Annotated in this window: 14 protein-coding genes; 5 read left to right on the top strand and 9 right to left on the bottom strand. The window is 73.3% G+C overall.

The annotated features are described in order from the left end of the window. Positions 1 to 24 precede the first annotated feature (24 nt). Entirely contained in the window at positions 25 to 2,403 is a 2,379-nt protein-coding gene (locus AMK31_RS09160; protein WP_073939883.1) for a SpoIIE family protein phosphatase, read from the bottom strand. 390 nt (positions 2,404 to 2,793) lie between these two features. On the opposite strand from AMK31_RS09160, the gene AMK31_RS09155 reads away from it, so the two are divergent. The 4 genes from AMK31_RS09155 to AMK31_RS09140 all read left to right on the top strand — a co-directional run bounded on the left by AMK31_RS09155 (position 2,794) and on the right by AMK31_RS09140 (position 7,777). Further along, the gene (locus AMK31_RS09155) at positions 2,794 to 5,028 is read left to right on the top strand and encodes a glycoside hydrolase family 9 protein (protein ID WP_073939882.1); all 2,235 of its coding nucleotides are present in this window, start codon (positions 2,794 to 2,796) and stop codon (positions 5,026 to 5,028) included. A 129-nt stretch (positions 5,029 to 5,157) separates the two neighbouring features. After that, a complete protein-coding gene (locus AMK31_RS09150; protein ID WP_073939881.1) occupies positions 5,158 to 5,403 on the top strand; it encodes a hypothetical protein in 246 nt (81 codons plus the stop codon). Between the two features lie 3 nt (positions 5,404 to 5,406). Further along, positions 5,407 to 5,784, top strand: a complete 378-nt coding sequence (locus AMK31_RS09145) for a toxin Doc (RefSeq protein WP_073939880.1) — start codon at positions 5,407 to 5,409, stop codon at positions 5,782 to 5,784. A gap of 436 nt (positions 5,785 to 6,220) precedes the next feature. Next, positions 6,221 to 7,777, top strand: a complete 1,557-nt coding sequence (locus AMK31_RS09140; protein WP_073939879.1) for an RICIN domain-containing protein — start codon at positions 6,221 to 6,223, stop codon at positions 7,775 to 7,777. 77 nt (positions 7,778 to 7,854) lie between these two features. On the opposite strand, the gene AMK31_RS09135 is transcribed toward AMK31_RS09140, so the two are convergent. The 3 genes from AMK31_RS09135 to AMK31_RS09125 all read right to left on the bottom strand — a co-directional run bounded on the left by AMK31_RS09135 (position 7,855) and on the right by AMK31_RS09125 (position 11,691). Beyond that, the gene (locus AMK31_RS09135; protein WP_073939878.1) at positions 7,855 to 8,847 is read right to left on the bottom strand and encodes a 2-hydroxyacid dehydrogenase; all 993 of its coding nucleotides are present in this window, start codon (positions 8,845 to 8,847) and stop codon (positions 7,855 to 7,857) included. Continuing rightward, positions 8,844 to 10,013, bottom strand: a complete 1,170-nt coding sequence (locus AMK31_RS09130; RefSeq protein ID WP_073939877.1) for a lactate 2-monooxygenase — start codon at positions 10,011 to 10,013, stop codon at positions 8,844 to 8,846. Before AMK31_RS09130 ends, AMK31_RS09135 begins: the two co-directional genes overlap by 4 nt. Positions 10,014 to 10,119: 106 nt before the next feature. Further along, positions 10,120 to 11,691: a purine-cytosine permease family protein gene (locus tag AMK31_RS09125; protein ID WP_073939876.1), complete on the bottom strand. Its 1,572-nt coding sequence runs from the start codon at positions 11,689 to 11,691 to the stop codon at positions 10,120 to 10,122. A gap of 469 nt (positions 11,692 to 12,160) precedes the next feature. On the opposite strand from AMK31_RS09125, the gene AMK31_RS09120 reads away from it, so the two are divergent. Next, positions 12,161 to 12,583, top strand: coding sequence for a subtilase-type protease inhibitor (locus tag AMK31_RS09120; RefSeq protein ID WP_073939875.1), 423 nt, complete (start codon positions 12,161 to 12,163; stop codon positions 12,581 to 12,583). A 133-nt stretch (positions 12,584 to 12,716) separates the two neighbouring features. On the opposite strand, the gene AMK31_RS09115 is transcribed toward AMK31_RS09120, so the two are convergent. The 5 genes from AMK31_RS09115 to AMK31_RS09095 form a co-directional block, all read right to left on the bottom strand. Continuing rightward, positions 12,717 to 12,923 (bottom strand): CDGSH iron-sulfur domain-containing protein, encoded by a 207-nt coding sequence (locus tag AMK31_RS09115; protein ID WP_073939874.1) that lies wholly within the window; start codon positions 12,921 to 12,923, stop codon positions 12,717 to 12,719. Beyond that, positions 12,904 to 13,578, bottom strand: a complete 675-nt coding sequence (locus AMK31_RS09110) for a HemK2/MTQ2 family protein methyltransferase (RefSeq protein WP_073939873.1) — start codon at positions 13,576 to 13,578, stop codon at positions 12,904 to 12,906. Before AMK31_RS09110 ends, AMK31_RS09115 begins: the two co-directional genes overlap by 20 nt. Continuing rightward, positions 13,579 to 14,607 (bottom strand): iron-containing redox enzyme family protein, encoded by a 1,029-nt coding sequence (locus AMK31_RS09105; protein WP_073939872.1) that lies wholly within the window; start codon positions 14,605 to 14,607, stop codon positions 13,579 to 13,581. An 83-nt stretch (positions 14,608 to 14,690) separates the two neighbouring features. Next, entirely contained in the window at positions 14,691 to 14,903 is a 213-nt protein-coding gene (locus AMK31_RS09100; protein WP_073939871.1) for a hypothetical protein, read from the bottom strand. Positions 14,904 to 14,930: 27 nt separating this feature from the next. Next, the gene (locus AMK31_RS09095) at positions 14,931 to 15,938 is read right to left on the bottom strand and encodes a Ppx/GppA phosphatase family protein (RefSeq protein ID WP_073940133.1); all 1,008 of its coding nucleotides are present in this window, start codon (positions 15,936 to 15,938) and stop codon (positions 14,931 to 14,933) included. Positions 15,939 to 16,010: the final 72 nt, after the last annotated feature.

Raw genomic sequence — 16,010 nt, 5'->3', positions numbered from 1 at the left:
TCCCCGCCCCGCGCCGGCGATACCTCACTCCTCCTCGACGAGAGCCAGCTCCGCCCAGATCGTCTTGCCCTCGGGAGTGTGCCGGGTGCCCCAGCGCTGGGTGAGCTGGGCGACCAGCAGCAGACCGCGCCCGCCCTCGTCCCAGGTCTTGGCGCGGCGCAGGTGCGGGGCGGTGTGGCTGGTGTCGGAGACCTCGCAGATCAGCGTGTCCGCGTCGTGGATCAGCCGCAGCCGGATGGGGTGCGAGCCGTACCGGATGGCGTTGGTGACCAGTTCGCTCACCACCAGCTCGGTGGTGAAGGAGGCCTCGACCAGTCCCCAGCTGCTGAGCTGTTCGGCGACCTGCTTGCGGATCGGCGCGACCAGCGCCGGGTCGGCGGGGATGTCCCAGGTGGCGACCTGCGAGGCGGGCAGCCCGTGGGTGCGGGCCAGCAGCAGGGCCACGTCGTCACGGGAGCCGCCGGCCGGCAGCAGGGTGTGCAGGACGCGGTCGCAGGTGTCGTCAAGCGAGGCGCGCTCATCCGGGCCGGGCTGCGCCAGCGCCTCACGCAGCAGCCGCTGCGAGGTCTCGACGTCCCGCCCGGGGCTGTCCAGCAGGCCGTTGGTGAAGAACGACAGCAGGGTGCCCTCGCGCAGATACAGCTCGGTCGCCTCGAACGGCAGCCCGCCCACCCCCAGCGGCGGCCCGGCGGGCAGGTCGAGTTCCTCGGGCGGACCGTCCGGCGGCACCACGACCGGTGCCGGATGCCCGGCACGGGCGACGGTGCAGCGCCGCGACACCGGGTCGTAGACGGCGTACAGGCAGGTGGCGCCCACCTCGCCGGGGCTGCCTTCACCGGACTCCTCGGAGAGCCGGACCACCAGGTCGTCGAGGTGGGTGAGGAGTTCGTCGGGGGCGAGGTCGATGTCGGCGAGGGTGCGGACGGCGGTGCGCAGCCGGCCCATGGTGGCGGAGGCCTGGATGCCGTGTCCGACGACGTCCCCGACGATCATCGCGACCCGCATGCCGGACAGCGCGATCACGTCGAACCAGTCGCCGCCGACCCCGGCCTGGGCCGCCGGGAGGTAGCGCGAGGACGCCTCCAGCGCGGCCGTGCTCGGCAGCCTGCGGGGCAGCAGACTGCGCTGCAGGGCGAGGGCGGTCTCGCGTTCGCGGGTGTAGCGGCGGGCGTTGTCCACGCAGACCGCGGCGCGGGCGGTGATCTCCTCGGCGATCAGGACGTCGTCCGCGCTGAACGGGTCCGGCCGCCGTGAGCGGCTGAGCACGGCCACGCCGAGCGTGGTGCCGCGGGCCTGGATCGGGACGGACATCGTGGAGTGGAAGCCGTACTCCCGGTAGCGCTCGCGGCGGGGAGTGTCCTGGGCGAGCCAGCGCGTGAGGTCGCCGGTGGCGAACGAGGCGACGATGGTGCGGCCCGCGACCAGCGAGTCCGCCTGCGGGGAATCGACGGGATACACCGCGGTGTGGCCGGGCTCGACCAGGCCCTCCGGGGTGCCCGGGTGCAGCGACCGGTGGGCGACGCGGCGCAGGGTCACCGGGGCGCGGACCCTCGCCGGGGGCTCGCCGCCGGTTTCCGGCGGGTCGAACAGGTCGACGCTGACGAAGTCGGCGAGCGCGGGCACGCAGACGTCGGCCAGTTCCTGGGCCGTGCGGGTGACGTCGAGGGTGCTGCCGATGCGCACGCTGGCCTCGTTGACCAGGTGCAGCCGCTGCCGGGCGAGGTAGTTGTCGGTGACGTCGTGGGCGGCCAGGCAGACGCCGTGCACCCGCCCCTCGGCGTCGGTGACGGGCGCCATCCGGGCCAGCCAGGCGTGCGCGCGGTCCTCGCCGCCGGCCCGCATATACGTCTGGACGTCCTGGGCCTGCCCGGTGGTGAGCACCTGGAGGAGACACCGCTCCAGCTCCTCGCTCTGCGGCTTCCCGCCGATCTCGGAGAGCCGCAGCCCCCGGACGAGTTCCGCGGGCAGGCCGGTCACCTCGGTCATCGCGTCGTTCTGGGTGCGCAGCCGCAGCCGTTCGTCGTAGACGGCCACCGCGCAGGGGGACTGGACGAGGGCCGCGGACTCCAGCGGGTCGTCGGGGGAGTGGGGGCCGTCGGGCCCCAGCGGGGTGACCACCAGCCACTGGCCGGGGCCGTCGGGCGGCACCTGGTGGTGGGCGAGCAGCCAGACGGAGACGGTGCCGCCCGAACGGTGACGGAGGGTGACCGTGCCGGCCCAGCGGCCGCCCCGCGTCTCGGGCGTGGAGCCATCCACCAGCCGGGCGGCGGGCCGTCCCACGACCTCGTCGGCCGTCCAGCCCAGCAGCTGCCGAGCGCCCTCGTTCCAGTCGGTCAGCGTTCCGTCGTCGGCGATGACAGCCCGGGCCGTCGCGGCCTCGTCGAACGGGTAATCCGGGCTCATCGTCGCCACTCCATCGCACACTCACTGTCAACAAGCGAGTCACTTCCGTTCCAGCGTAGTGCTTCCGGCCTCCGCCTGGACGGGAACGGGGCCCATGCGGTGTGACCGGGGGGACACGGGGTGCTTCCGCGGTCACTCGCGGATCGGTTCCGATCGCCGGTAGGCCGTGCCGGCCGCCGGAGCGCGCCCGGGCACGTCGGACGCCCACGCCGCCGGTGCCGCCGCCGCGTGCCGCCGGACCGTCGCCCTCCGTAATCCCGGGCGCGTCGCAACAGGTCCCCTCCGGACCGTTGACGCCATGTCATGACTCCCACAAGCATGGCCTGCGTCCGCAACTTGGGAGCGCTCCCATTCCGGGAGCGCCACCCGTACCTCCCGAGGAGCCCCGACGTGAACAGACGCAGAACCGCGCTGCTGTCCCTGACAGCACTCCTGGGCGCGGCGCTCACCACGGTTCCGGCCCAGGCCGACGAGGTCGAGCAGATCAGGAACGGCACTTTCGACACCACCACCGACCCCTGGTGGGCCTCCGGCAACGTCACCGCGGGCCTGTCGGAGGGCAAGCTGTGCGCGGACGTGCCGGGCGGCACCACCAACCGCTGGGACGCCGCCGTCGGCCAGAACGACGTGACCCTGGTGAAAGGGGAGTCGTACCGCATCTCCTTCAGCGCCGACGGCACCCCCGCCGACCACGTGGTCCGGGCCATCGTCGGACTGTCGGTGGCCCCGTACGACACCTGGTTCGAGGTCAGCCCGCAGCTCAGCGTCTCCGGCAACAGCTACTCGTACACGTTCACCTCGCCCGTCGACACCACCCAGGGCCAGGTCGGCTTCCAGCTCGGCGGCAGCGCCGAGCCCTGGCGGTTCTGCCTGGACGACGTCTCCCTGCTCGGCGGGGTGGCACCCGAGCCGTACGAGCCCGACACCGGGCCGCGGGTCCGCGTGAACCAGGTCGCGTACCTGCCGTCCGGCCCGAAGAACGCCACCCTCGTCACGGATGCCGCCGAGCGGCTGCCCTGGCAGCTGAAGAACGCCGACGGCGCGGTCGTCGCCCGCGGCTGGACCGCGCCGCGCGGCGAGGACGCCTCCTCGGGGCAGAACGTGCACTCCCTCGACTTCGGCGCGTACAAGACGCGCGGCAAGGGCTTCACCCTGGTCGCCGACGGGGAGACCAGCCGCCCCTTCGACATCGGCGCGAGCGCCTACGACCGGCTGAGCACCGACGCGGCCAAGTTCTACTACACCCAGCGCAGCGGCCTCGCCATCCGCGACGACCTGCGCCCCGGCTACGGCCGCCCCGCCGGCCACGTGGGCGTGGCGCCCAACCAGGGCGACACCGACGTGCCGTGTCAGCCGGGCGTGTGCGACTACCGGCTCGACGTCTCCGGTGGCTGGTACGACGCGGGCGACCACGGCAAGTACGTCGTCAACGGCGGCATATCCGTCTGGGAGCTGCTGAGCACCTACGAGCGCGCGCTGCACGCCCGCACCGGCGAGGCCGGGCGCTTCCGTGACGGCACCCTCGACATCCCGGAGAGCGGCAACAAGGTGCCCGACCTCCTCGACGAGGTCCGCTGGGAGCTGGACTTCCTGCTGAAGATGCAGGTCCCGGACGGGCAGCCCCTGGCCGGCATGGCCCACCACAAGATCCACGACGAGAACTGGACCGGCCTGCCGCTGCTGCCGAGCGACGACCCGCAGAAGCGTGAGCTGCACCCGCCGACCACCGCGGCCACCCTCAACCTGGCGGCGGTCGCCGCCCAGGCGGCCCGCCTGTACAAGCCCTACGACGCCGAGTTCGCCGCGCGGGCACTCGCCGCCGCGCGCGAGGCCTGGGCGGCGGCCGAGGCGCACCCCGCCGTGTACGCCGACGAGAACGACGGCATCGGCGGCGGCGCCTACCCGGACCGCGCCGTCGACGACGAGTTCTACTGGGCGGCGGCCGAGCTGTACCTCACCACCGGCGAACAGCGGTTCGCCGACTTCGTGCGCACCTCCCCGGTCCACACCGCCGACATCTTCGGCCCGCTCGGCTTCGACTGGGCGCGCACCGCGGCGGCCGCCCGGCTGGACCTGGCCACCGTGCCGAGCAGGCTCCCCGGCCGGGACAAGGTCCGCCAGTCCGTCGTCAAGGGCGCCGACCGCTACCTGTCGACGCTGAAGGCCCACCCCTACGGCCTGCCCTACGCCCCCGACGACAACAAATTCGACTGGGGGTCGAACCACCAGGTCCTCAACAACGCCGTCGTCCTGGCCACCGCCTACGACATCACCGGCTCCGCCAAGTACCGTGACGGCGCCGTCCAGACCATGGACTACGTCCTGGGCCGCAACGCGCTGAACATCTCCTACGTCACCGGCTACGGCGACGTCAGCGCGCAGAACCAGCACAGCCGCTGGTACGCCCGCCAGCTCGACCCGAACCTGCCGAACCCGCCGGCCGGTTCACTGTCCGGCGGCCCGAACTCGAGCATCCAGGACCCCCTGGCGCAGAGCAGACTCCAGGGCTGTGTCGGCCAGTTCTGCTACATCGACGACATCCAGTCCTGGTCGACCAACGAGATCACGATCAACTGGAACGCCGCCCTGGCCCGGGTGGCCGCCTTCGTGGCGGACCAGGGCTGATCGCCGAGGGGTTCGAATGTGACGCGCATCTCGTCGATTCCGACCGCTTTCGAACCCCTCGGTACCGTCTCCTGGCCCCCCTGAGCTGGGGATATTTACGGGTAAGTACCCGCGCGGTACCGTGAGCCCATGCCAGCCCTCAACGTGGAGTTCAGTGAACGCGAGCTAGAGGACCTGCGGCAGATCGCCAAGGAACGCGGGACGTCGATGAAGGCCCTCGTACGGGAGGCGGCCGCCGCCGACATCGCCCGACACCGCGCGCTGCAGGAGGGCGCCGAGGCCTTCCGCCGGTTCTTCTCCGCCCACGCCGACGAGTTCGCGGCCGCCTTCCCCGACGACGAGCCGCCCGCGGGCGGCGAGGGACGGGCCGCCTGACCGATGGCACCCGTCCTTCACATCGACGTGCCCTGGCTGCTCCAGCGTCACGAAGAGGTCCTGCCCGACCAGCCGACCATCAACGACTTCTCGGCGCTGGTCGCCGCCGTCGCCCGGCACCGCGTCGACCCGCCACGGCTCGGCGTCGACTCCGACCCGGCCTGGCGGGCCGCCGCGCTGCTGCACACCCTCGCCCTGCTGCGCCCGCTGCCCTCCGCGAACGCCCGGTTCGCCTGCGCCACCGCCGTGGCCTACATGTTCGTCAGCGGTGTCGGCATCGACCCGCCGTACGGCGCCCTGGTCGACCTCGCCCGCGACCTGATGGACGGCAAGACCGACGTCTACGGCGCCGCCGACCGGCTGCGCTCCTGGCAGATCTGACCCCCGCCCGGCGCCGGCGTGCCGCTCCCGCCCTCGGGGGAGGCCGCCGGCCGAGGGCGGGAGGAACACGGCCGGCGGCCGTGACGCGCGGGAGTGCCGCCGTCCCGCGCGGGGCCTGCGGAGAGGCCACCTCCAGTGCATCGCGGGCGGGGCCCCGGCGGGAGCGTGCGCGGCGGGCCCGTCGTGGGCGGGGGTTTCACACGGGGTGCGGGGAAAAGCGAATGGCAGGACGAACGGCGCCAGTTGACGCGGAATCTGACTTTATTTCAGAGGCGCAGATGTTGCTCAAGTGCCTTGTTGCGCACGACTCGGTTGTGCAAAAGTGATCCACCGGATTTTCTGCTCCCGTAGCCCGCCAATAAGGTACGCACCAAGTCGGCTTCCTTTCGGTGAACAGAACTCCGGCTGTCCCATATACGTGGGAAGGAATCCGCACGTGTTCACCCCCCACCCTGCCCGCTCCGATTCACCGTCGTTCCCCGACGGTGTTACCGTCCCCTCCGACGAGGTGCTGGCCGCCCGGCTCAGCGGCGTGCCCGACGCCGAAGTCTCCCAGGCCGCCGCGCTGTTGCTGGCCAGGCACTGGCCGTCCGCGCACGCCTACGCGGCCATCTGCCTCGCCACCTCCGCGAACGTCGCGGCCATGGTCACCACGGCCGCCTGTCACCAGGTCCTCGACCGGCTCACCCTCGGCGACGCCGGCGTCGCGCTGCGGCCCCGGCTGCTCGTCACCGTGCGGGACACCGTCCGGCACTGGTCCGCCGAGGACCGGATATCCACCGTGCTCCCGGAGTTGCGGAAACCCGCCGGAGGACGCGGTATGCGCGCCGCGAAGTCCATGACACCGGAAAACCGCAAGCTGGCCGAACGCGCTTTCCAGCAGCTGCCCGGACCGGCCCGCTGTCTGCTGTGGCACACCGAGGTCGAAGCCGAACCGCTCGACTTCCCGGCCATGTTGCTCGGCATGGACGCCGACACCGCGGCGATCACCCTGGCGCAGGCCCGGGAGAAATTCCGGGAAGGCTGCGTCCGCGCCCATCAGCAGCTCGCCCCGAGCCCGGACTGCCGCTTCTACAACCGGCTCCTGGACGTCCCCATCCGGCGCGGCGGCGCCCTGCTCCCGGACGTCCAGGACCATCTGGCGCAGTGCCGGCACTGCCGCGACGCCGCCGAGCAGCTCGGCCTCGTCGAGACCGGCCTCGGCGCGCTGCTCGCCGAGGCGGTGCTCGGCTGGGGCGCCCGCCGCTACCTCGACTCACGGCCCGGCCGCAACCAGCACCGGCCGCGCGGCCGAGGCGGGCGCCGGGCCGGACGCGCACGGATGCTGCCGCGGCTGCCGAGCGCGGTGGTCCGCTCCTCGCGGGCGCTGCGCACCGGCGTCGGCATCGCCTCCGCCGGACTGCTGGCGACCGTCCTCGCCACAAGCCTGTCCTACGACGGTGACGCCGACCCGACGGCCTCCGCCGGCGCGCCCGCCGACCGCGCGGGGACGACCACCACACCCCCGGACACCGCCCGCGTGCCCGGCGAGTCCCGGCAGACCAGGATCCGCAACACGGCCGGCGACCTGTGCCTGGACATCCAGGGCGAGCCGCAGGCCGGCGCCGCGGTCGAACCCGCGTCCTGCTCCGCGGAGTGGACCCAGCAGTGGTCGTACGAGAACGACGGACTGCTGCGCAGCGTGGCCGACCCCGGACTGTGCCTCGACTCGCGTGCGGACGCCGGGGTCGTCATCCTCGGCGAGTGCGCCGACGCGGACGACGAGCGCGGCGACGACGTGCGGTACGACCTCACCGTCCAGGGCGAGTTCCTGCCCCGCTGGGACGAGCAGCTGGCCCTCGCCCCGACCACCGGCGAGCCCGGTGCCGACATCGTCGTCAAGGTCCGCGACGGCTCCGCGTCCCAGCGCTGGTTCGCCGACGCGGACTCCCAGTCGGACACCGCGACCACCTCGGCGACGGCCCGCACGGCCGGCCTGCCGGCCGCGGGCTAGCCGGACCGCCACCGGAGGCCACCGGGACCCGCCGGGCCCGGGGCCGGGGTGCCGCTCACCCCGGCCCCGGGCCCGGCTCACACCGCCTCCGTCCCGCTCACCACGTCACGTGGCTGTGCGCCCGTCAGGAAGGCCGCGGCGTTGCCGACCGCGGCGAGGGCGATGCGGACCACCGTCTCCCGGGTGACGCCGCCGACGTGCGGGGAGAGGACCACGTTCGGCGACTTCAGCAGGCGCAGTGCCGGGGTGGGCGGTTCGGGGTCGAAGACGTCGAGGCCCGCTCCGGCGAGGGCGCCGCGCTCCAGGGCGTCCGCGAGGGCGTCCTGGTCGATCAGGGCGCCGCGCGCGGTGTTCACCACGAACGCCGTCGGCTTGAGCAGGGCGAGGCGTTCGGCGTTCAGCAGATGCCGGGTCCCGTCCGTGAGCGGGGCGTGCAGGGTGACGTAGTCGGAGGTGCGCAGCAGCTCCTCCAGGGGGAGCCGGCGGGCGCCGCCCAGCCGTGCCTCGGTCTCCGGCTCGGCCCTGCGCCGGCCCGCGTACACGACGCTCATGTCGAACGCCGCCGCCCGCTTGGCGACCTGCTGCCCGATCTGACCGAGCCCCACGATGCCGAGGGTCTTGCCGGAGAGCTCGGTGAGGCCGCTCTGCAGGCGGGGCAGCGCCCAGTCCGCCTCGGTGAGGGCGTTGTGGGCCGGGATCAGCCGCTTGGCGAGGGCGAGCAGCAGGGCGAAGGTCTGCTCGGCCACGTTCTGCGCCTCGGCGCCGCTGGAGCCGATCGTGCACACCGTCACCCCGCGCCGCCGCGCGGCGGCCACGTCGACGTAGTCGTAGCCGTGGCTCGCACACTGCACCAGCCTCAACTCCGGTGCCTCCGCGATGTGCCGGGCGGTCACCGGGGCGAGCGCCGTGACGATGACGTGGGCCGCGCGCAGGGCGGCCGGGTCCTCGTCGGCCGTCTCGACGACGGTGACGTCCGTCTCGCCGGGGAACAGCCGGGCGAGCGCCGCACCGGACGCGCGGCCGCCGACATGCGGGGACACGACCGCGAGCACGTTCCTCCCGGCGGTCACGCGGTCTCCTCCACGAGGTCGGCGGCGGTCACGGTGCCGGGCGTGGCGTGGCCCGACAGGGCGAGGGTGAGGTCGAGTTCGGCGAGCAGACAGCGGATGACGTGCTCGACGCCCGCCTGCCCGTCCAGGCCGAGCCCGTAGGCGTACGGGCGTCCCACGAGCACTGCCCGCGCCCCGAGCGCGAGCGCCTTGAAGATGTCGTCGCCGGTGCGCACGCCGCTGTCGAACAGCACCGTCAGCCGGTCTCCGACCGCCTCGGCGATCCGGGGCAGCGCGTCGGCCGCGGCCACCGAGCCGGCCACCTGACGGCCGCCGTGGTTGGAGACCACCACCCCGTCCATGCCGGCCTCCGCGGCGAGCCGGGCGTCGTCCGGGTGCAGTACGCCCTTGAGGACGATCGGGCCGTCCCAGTGCTCCCGCAGGAACGCCAGGTCGGGCCAGGTCTTGCCGGGGTCGGCGAACATGCCGACGAAGTGCATGACGGCCGCGTTCGGATCCTCGTGCACCGGCTTGGCCAGCCCCGCCCGGAAGGCGGGGTCGGTGAAGTAGTTGGCCGTGCCGACCCCGTGCAGGAACGGCAGGTACGCCTGGTCGAGATCGCGCGGCCGCCAGGCGAGCAGCGGGGTGTCCAGGGTGACCACGAGCACGCTGAACCCGGCAGCCTTGGCCCGGTCCAGGAAACTCCGTGTCACCTCCCGGTCCTTGGCCCAGTACAGCTGGAACCAGCGCTCCGCGTCGCCCATCGCCTCCGCGACCTGCTCCATCGGCGTGCTGGACGCCGAGGACAGGATGTACGGCACGCCCTGGGCGGCGGCGGCCCGGGCGGCGGCAGGCTCCGCCTCCGGATGCATGATCGACAGCACGCCGACCGGGGCCAGCGCCAGCGGGGCGGGCAGCGCGCGGCCCAGCACCTCCACCGACAGGTCGCGCTCGTGGACGTCGCGCAGCATGCGCGGCACGATCCGGCGCCGCTCCAGGGCCGCCCGGTTGGCGCGGGCGGTGCTGCCGTCGCCCGCGCTGCCCGCGACGTAGCCGACCGGGCCGGGCCCGAGCCGCCGTTCGGTGAGTTCCTCCAGCCGGGTCAGATCGGTCGGGAGCCGGGGTATCGCGCCGGTCATCCCGTTCAGATAGATCTCGTACTGGAAGTCCGCCCAGTGCTTGGCCATCCGTCCGCCTCTCGCCGTCGAGCCTGCGCCGACGCAGACCATACCGGCCGGTACGCCTCGGCGGGATCAGCCGGCGGGCACGGATTTCCGCGGGAGCCGGGCGAGTTCAGCCGACCCGCGCGGTGCGGTCAGGCACCTCCCCGCCGCCGTCGGCGCCGGTGATCGGCGGCACCGGCACCTCGGCCGTACGGACCAGCCGGGCGCCCTCGGGGCCGTAGACCGCGCGGGGCTCGGGGAAGAGCCACAGCAGCGTCAGGAACAGGACGGCGGCGACCGCCAGGGACAGCGGCAGGCCGATGTCGACGCCGCCCGCCAGCCCGCCCAGCGGGCCCACGAACTGGCCGGGGATGTTCGTGAAGAGCACCCCGACCGCCGCGGCCACCCACCACGCGGTCATGCCGCGCCAGTTCCAGCCGTGCGCGAACCAGTAACGGCCGCCGCGCTGACGGCGGTTGAACACCTGCAGCGCCTCCGGGTCGTACCAGCCGCGGCGGGTCCAGTAGCCCAGCATCATCACGACCATCCACGGGGTGGTGCAGGTGACGATCATCGTGGCGAACGTGGAGATCGACCGCACGAGGTCCAGGGCGAACCGGCCGGCGAAGATGAACACCACCGCCACCACGCCGACCAGCACCGTCGCCCGCACGCGCGAGAGCCGGGGGAACACCGACGAGAAGTCCAGGCCGGTGCCGTACAGCGAGGTCGTGCCGGTCGACAGGCCGCCGATCAGCGCGAGCAGGCACACCGGCAGGAAGAACCAGGACGGCGAGATGGCGAGCAGCCCGCCGACGAAGTCGGGGGCGGCCGGGTCGACGTACTCCGGGGCCTTGGTGGCGATGACGCTCGCGGTCGTCAGCCCGAACAGGAACGGCAGCAGCGTCGCCAGCTGCGACAGGAAGGCGGCGCCGACGACCCGGCGGCGCGGGGTGCTCGCCGGGATGTAGCGGGACCAGTCGCCGAGGAACGCCCCGAACGACACCGGGTTGGACAGCACGATCAGCGCCGAGCCGATGAACGACGGCCAGAACAGGGCCTGGGTCGCGGGGTCCGCGGACTCGGTGAAGACGCCCGCGTACGACGGGTCGAAGTCGCCGGCGAAGGCGAAAGCGCCCAGCAGGAACAGCAGGGTCGCCGAGGTCACCGCGATCTTGTTGACGAACAGCATGAACCGGAAGCCGTACACGCACACCGCGAGGACCAGCCCGGCGAACAGCGCGTAGGCGACGGCGTACGACAGGTCGCCGCGCTCCACGCCGAACAGCCGGTGGGCGCCGCCGACCAGGGCGTCGCCGGAACTCCACACCGACAGCGAGAAGAACGCGACCGCGGTCAGCAGCGACAGGAACGAGCCCACCACCCGGCCGTGCACGCCGAGGTGCGCTGACGACGACACCGCGTTGTTGGTGCCGTTGACCGGGCCGAACAAGGCCATCGGGCAGAGGATCAGGGCTCCGGTGATCACCCCGAGGAGGGTGGCGGCGAGGCCCTGCAGGAACGACAGGCCGAAGAGGACCGGGAACGCGCCGAGGACGCACGTCGAGAAGGTGTTGGCGCCGCCGAAGGCGAGCCGGAACAGGTCGAACGGGGACGCGGTGCGGTCCGCGTCGGGGATGCGCTCCACGCCGTGTGCCTCGACCTCGGTGAGGGACGGCTGCGGGGGCGGCTGCGGGGACATGGGGGCTCCAGCTCCAGCGGGGGATCGGGGTGGAGCGCGTTGTGGCGCGGCGAGGGGGAACGGCCGGCCCGGTCGCGGGGTGGGCGGCGCGGGCACAGGCCGTTCGACGGGATCCGCAGACGCTACGGCCGTGATCAAGTCCGGCGCCAGGTGGCGTTTCATCCAATTCCGGCGCCCGGGGTGGATGGTTCGGCCACCGCCGCCCGGCAGATTCGGAATGTTTCAGGCCGATTAACGAGACCGGGGAATCAAGCCATCCGGTCACCCGAATCGATCAAGAACCGCGCAGATTGGCGGTTGGAACGTTCGAATCCCGTAACTTCACGCCACTGTTTCAATACGCAATGTTACTGAAACCAGTGGGGTCGAGATGAGTTTCCGCGGCGGACTCGGCAGACTCGCGCTCGCCGGTCGGCACTCACCGCGTGCGGTCCGGCACTCAACGCAATCAAGCGGAAGGAAGCACACAATGCGGAACTTCGCGCGCCGGGCAGCGATCCTCGCCCTCGCGGCCACCGCGCTCGCCGGACCCCTGACCGGGGCGGCGCACGCGGCGCCCGCCACGCTCTACGCGCCCTCCGCCCTGGTCCTCACCGTGGGCCACGGTGAGACCGCCGCCGGTGTCACACCGGAACGCGCGGTGACACTGAACTGCGCCCCGAAGCCGTCCGGCACGCACCCGGACCCGGTCTCGGCGTGCGCGGAACTGCGCCGCGTCGACGGTGACCTCGGCGCGCTGGAGAGCGAGAGCGGCATCCTGTGCACCCGCGAGTACGACCCCGTGGTCGTCACCGTCGACGGTGTCTGGCAGGGGCAGCGCGTCTCCTACGAGCGCACCTTCGGCAACGAATGTGTGATGAACGCGTCCAGCAGCAGCGTGTACGCGTTCTAAGGACCGGGGTCGCACGGATCCCGTGATGGCAGCAGGACGCCCGCAGGTGGGGAGTGCGGGTTCTTGTCACGGACCGTGGCGATCTCGCGGCAGGGGTCGGTGGGCGGAGTGGGGCCGCCCGCCGGCCCCTGGATCATTTGTCGCGGGTCCGGGCGCGGTGACTGGTGTCGCACCAGGGGAACCGGCGGCTGCGCCGGCAGGTGCACAGAGCGACCCGGAAGCGGTCGGAGGAGACGGTCGTACCGTCCTCCAGTTCCACTTCCACCGGTCCCTCGACCAGCATCGGGCCCTCACGGCGGACCCTGATCCGGCGCGGGCCGTCAGACGGGGAGTTCGGCACGGACGACCACCAGCTCTTCCTTGTTCTCCGAGGGGGCCAGCAGCCCCCGCTCCCGCAGCCAGTCCGCCCGCTCCCGCAGCACCGGGCCGAAGGCGATCCGCTGCCGCCGGGTCACGGCGGCCTTCAGGCCGGCCGCGCGCAACTGCCCCACCGTCCGGTCCGGGTCGCTGAGCGCCGAGTGGACCATCAGCAGCACCCCGCCGGGCCGCAGCAGTCCCGGCGCCTCCCGGCAGATGCGGTCCACCAGGAGCCGCCCGTCGCTGCCCCCGTCCCAGCTGCGGGCCCGGCCCTGCGGGGCGCGGCTGTCATCGGGGTCGGGCACGTAGGGCGGGTTGGCAAGAATGACGTCGAACGTCTGCCCGCGTACGGGCTCGAACAGATTGCCGTGCCGGATGCTCACCGGCAGCCGGTACCGCCATGCGTTGACGCGCGCGCTCCACACGGCCCGCCAGGACACGTCCACGGCGGTGACCCGGTGGCCCCGCCGTGCGGCGGCCAGGGCCAGCGCACCGCATCCGGTGCCGACGTCCAGGACGTCGGCGCCCTGCGGCAACGGCTCGTCGGACAGGGCCGCCGCCAGCAGGGCGGTGTCCTCCTGTGGGTGGTATACGCCGGGTGCGATCAAGGGATTCACCCCGTCCCAGTACCCCCGCATTCAGGAAATATAGGATGTTTCAAACGCGCCGTTCGGGCGCAGCGACGAGCGGCCCGCCCGCCAGTCGGCGAGCAGCCGGTCCGCGAGACGGTCCTCGACATGGCCGGTGGCGTCGATCCCGAAGGCCACGTCCGGCGCGAGGTACGGCTCCTCGTCCAGCAGCCCGCCGATCACGTCGTGGCGGACCACCTGCTCGTGCACCGCGTCCGCCTCCACGTGCTCGTCGTAGAAGTGCTCGGCCGCCGGCCCGGCCCCGGTGCGGCGCATCGCCTCCGCGAGCCGTCGTGAACCCGGCGACGAGGTGACCTCCACGGCGGCGAAGTGCCCCACGAGGGCGCCCCTGAGGGAGCGGTGCAGGCCGAACAGGGACATGAGGTTCACGACGACCAGGGCCTCAGCGCACGCCTCGTCGAGATAGCGGCCGTACGTGGTGTCCAGGTCCAGGTCCGTCATGAGGTCGGCGAACAGCCGGGCGTGCACCCGGTCGGCCCGGCCGCCGCCGAACTCGTCGAACTCCACCGCCGCCATCGCCGCCTTCGCCCGGCCCCACAGCCGGGGCAGCACCCAGGCGTGCGGGTCAGCCTCCTTCAGGTGGTACAGGGAACGCTGGGCCGCGTACTCGCGCAGCTGCCACAGCTCGCCCTCGTCCCGCAGATAGTGGCTGAGTCCGGTGCCGTCCACCGGTTCCACCAGCAGGCCGGCCAGCGCGTCCGCCACACCGTCGTGCGCAGGGACGTCCGCCCGCAGCGCCGACAGGAAGCGGTGCTCCAGCGCCGCCCGGAAACGCAGCAGCTCCGGGTCCCACTCACGGTCCGGGGCCACCCCGGCGAACCCGCGGTAGTGCAGTTCGTAGCAGACGTACAGGGCGAGCTGGAGGTCGTCGCCGTACGGGTCCGCGGCCGCGGCCGCCCCGGCGTCCGGCGCCGGGCCCGCCGCCCGCAGACAGTCCACCACGGCCGCCGACAGCGGCCCACGGGGCTCGGGCAGGCGCGGTCCTTCACGTTCCGGTCGTGCTCCTTCATGTTCCATGAGGAGCGGGTACCCAGGTCGGAGCGCCTTCCGCTTTCCACTGGGCCGGCCCGGTACCCCGGGCCGGCCGCGGCGGGGCGGCCTCACTCGCCCCGCGACTCCTCCTCCGCCTCGGTGTTGGGGGTGACGGCCTCCCCGGCCTCACCCCGGTGGCGGCGCTGCTCCTCGCCGTCCCGGACGCGGCGTTCCTCGTCCAGGATCTCCTGGAGCACCTCCTCGAACGCCGTCTCCGGCTGTTCCCCTTGCCCCCCGCCGTCGCGTTGCCTGTCGTCCTGGTGCTTGTCGTCGGCCGACACGGTGACCGCTCCTTCCGTTCACTGGGGTCAGGATGTGGTGCTCGCGATGCGCAGCGGCACGGAGTCCGCGCGGACGGTGTCCTCGTCCCGGCGGCAGACATCGGCCCACCACGACGGACCCTCCTCCACGTGGCGCAGCAGCACGCCCTCGCGGATCGCCCACGGGCAGACGGTGAGCGCCTTCAGACCGGTCACCTTCATCGCCGTGTGCGCGACGAGCGCGCCGGCGAGGCTCTGCGCGGCGCGCGGCGCGGAGATGCCGGGCAGCTGAGCCCGCTCGACGGCGGGCAGCGCGGCCAGCCGCTCCACGGCGGACCGCAGGTCCGCGCGGCGCAGGTACCGATCCGCGAACGGCCCGTGCCGCCCCGGCGCGGCCCCGCACAGCCGCCCGAGCTGCTGGAACGTGCGGGAGGTGGCCACCGCGGTGCGCGGCCCCTCCCAGCGGATCCGGGCCCCGGCGTCCCGCAGCTGATGGCGGACCTTGCGGCGCAGCGCCCGCACCTGCTGCGGCAGCGGGGGATCCTCGTCCATGAAGAACTCATGGGTCAGCCGTCCCGCGCCGAGCGGCAGCGACGCCGCGAAGTCCGGCAGCCGGCCACGACCGAACGCCACCTCGAGCGACCCGCCGCCGATGTCCAGCAGCGCCAGCGGCCCCGCCCGCCACCCCATCCAGCGCCGGGCGGCGAGAAACGTCAGCTCCGCCTCGACCTCGCCGGGCAGGGTGCACAGCTCCACGCCGGTCTCCGCGCGCACGGCCCGCAGCACCTCCCGGCGGTTGGGGGCGGCACGCACCACGGCGGTGGCGAAGGCCAGCGGTCCGGCCGCGCCCCACTTGTCCGCGGTCCGGTCGGCCTCGGCGACCGCCTCGGTGAGACGGTCGACGGCGGTCTGCGGGATCGGCGCGCCGGGCCGCACCTCGTCGGCGAGCCGCAGCCGCCACTTCGCGGTGTGCACGGGCAGCGGCACCCCGCCCTCCGCGTCCGCCACGACCAGGCGCACCGTCTTGGAGCCCACGTCCACCACGCTGATTCGCATGAACACCGGGGTACCCGGATAGCGGTGGCAGCAGTCCCCGGCGGCGGGATCGCCGTGCGGCGCGCGGAAGCA

This window comes from Streptomyces sp. TSRI0107 (genome assembly GCF_001905845.1).
Taxonomy (GTDB): Bacteria; Actinomycetota; Actinomycetes; order Streptomycetales; family Streptomycetaceae; genus Streptomyces.
This window is presented reverse-complemented; position numbering and strand designations above follow the sequence as displayed.

Bases quoted from the DNA above. Each gene is read 5' to 3' on its own strand.
- AMK31_RS09105 (WP_073939872.1), bottom strand. From the start codon at position 14,607: ATGGAACATGAAGGAGCACGACCGGAACGTGAAGGACCGCGCCTGCCC.
- AMK31_RS09110 (WP_073939873.1), bottom strand. From the start codon at position 13,578: ATGCGGGGGTACTGGGACGGGGTGAATCCCTTGATCGCACCCGGCGTA.
- AMK31_RS09125 (WP_073939876.1), bottom strand. From the start codon at position 11,691: ATGTCCCCGCAGCCGCCCCCGCAGCCGTCCCTCACCGAGGTCGAGGCA.
- AMK31_RS09160 (WP_073939883.1), bottom strand. From the start codon at position 2,403: ATGAGCCCGGATTACCCGTTCGACGAGGCCGCGACGGCCCGGGCTGTC.
- AMK31_RS09150 (WP_073939881.1), top strand. From the start codon at position 5,158: ATGCCAGCCCTCAACGTGGAGTTCAGTGAACGCGAGCTAGAGGACCTG.
- AMK31_RS09130 (WP_073939877.1), bottom strand. From the start codon at position 10,013: ATGGCCAAGCACTGGGCGGACTTCCAGTACGAGATCTATCTGAACGGG.
- AMK31_RS09095 (WP_073940133.1), bottom strand. From the start codon at position 15,938: ATGCGAATCAGCGTGGTGGACGTGGGCTCCAAGACGGTGCGCCTGGTC.
- AMK31_RS09120 (WP_073939875.1), top strand. From the start codon at position 12,161: ATGCGGAACTTCGCGCGCCGGGCAGCGATCCTCGCCCTCGCGGCCACC.
- AMK31_RS09145 (WP_073939880.1), top strand. From the start codon at position 5,407: ATGGCACCCGTCCTTCACATCGACGTGCCCTGGCTGCTCCAGCGTCAC.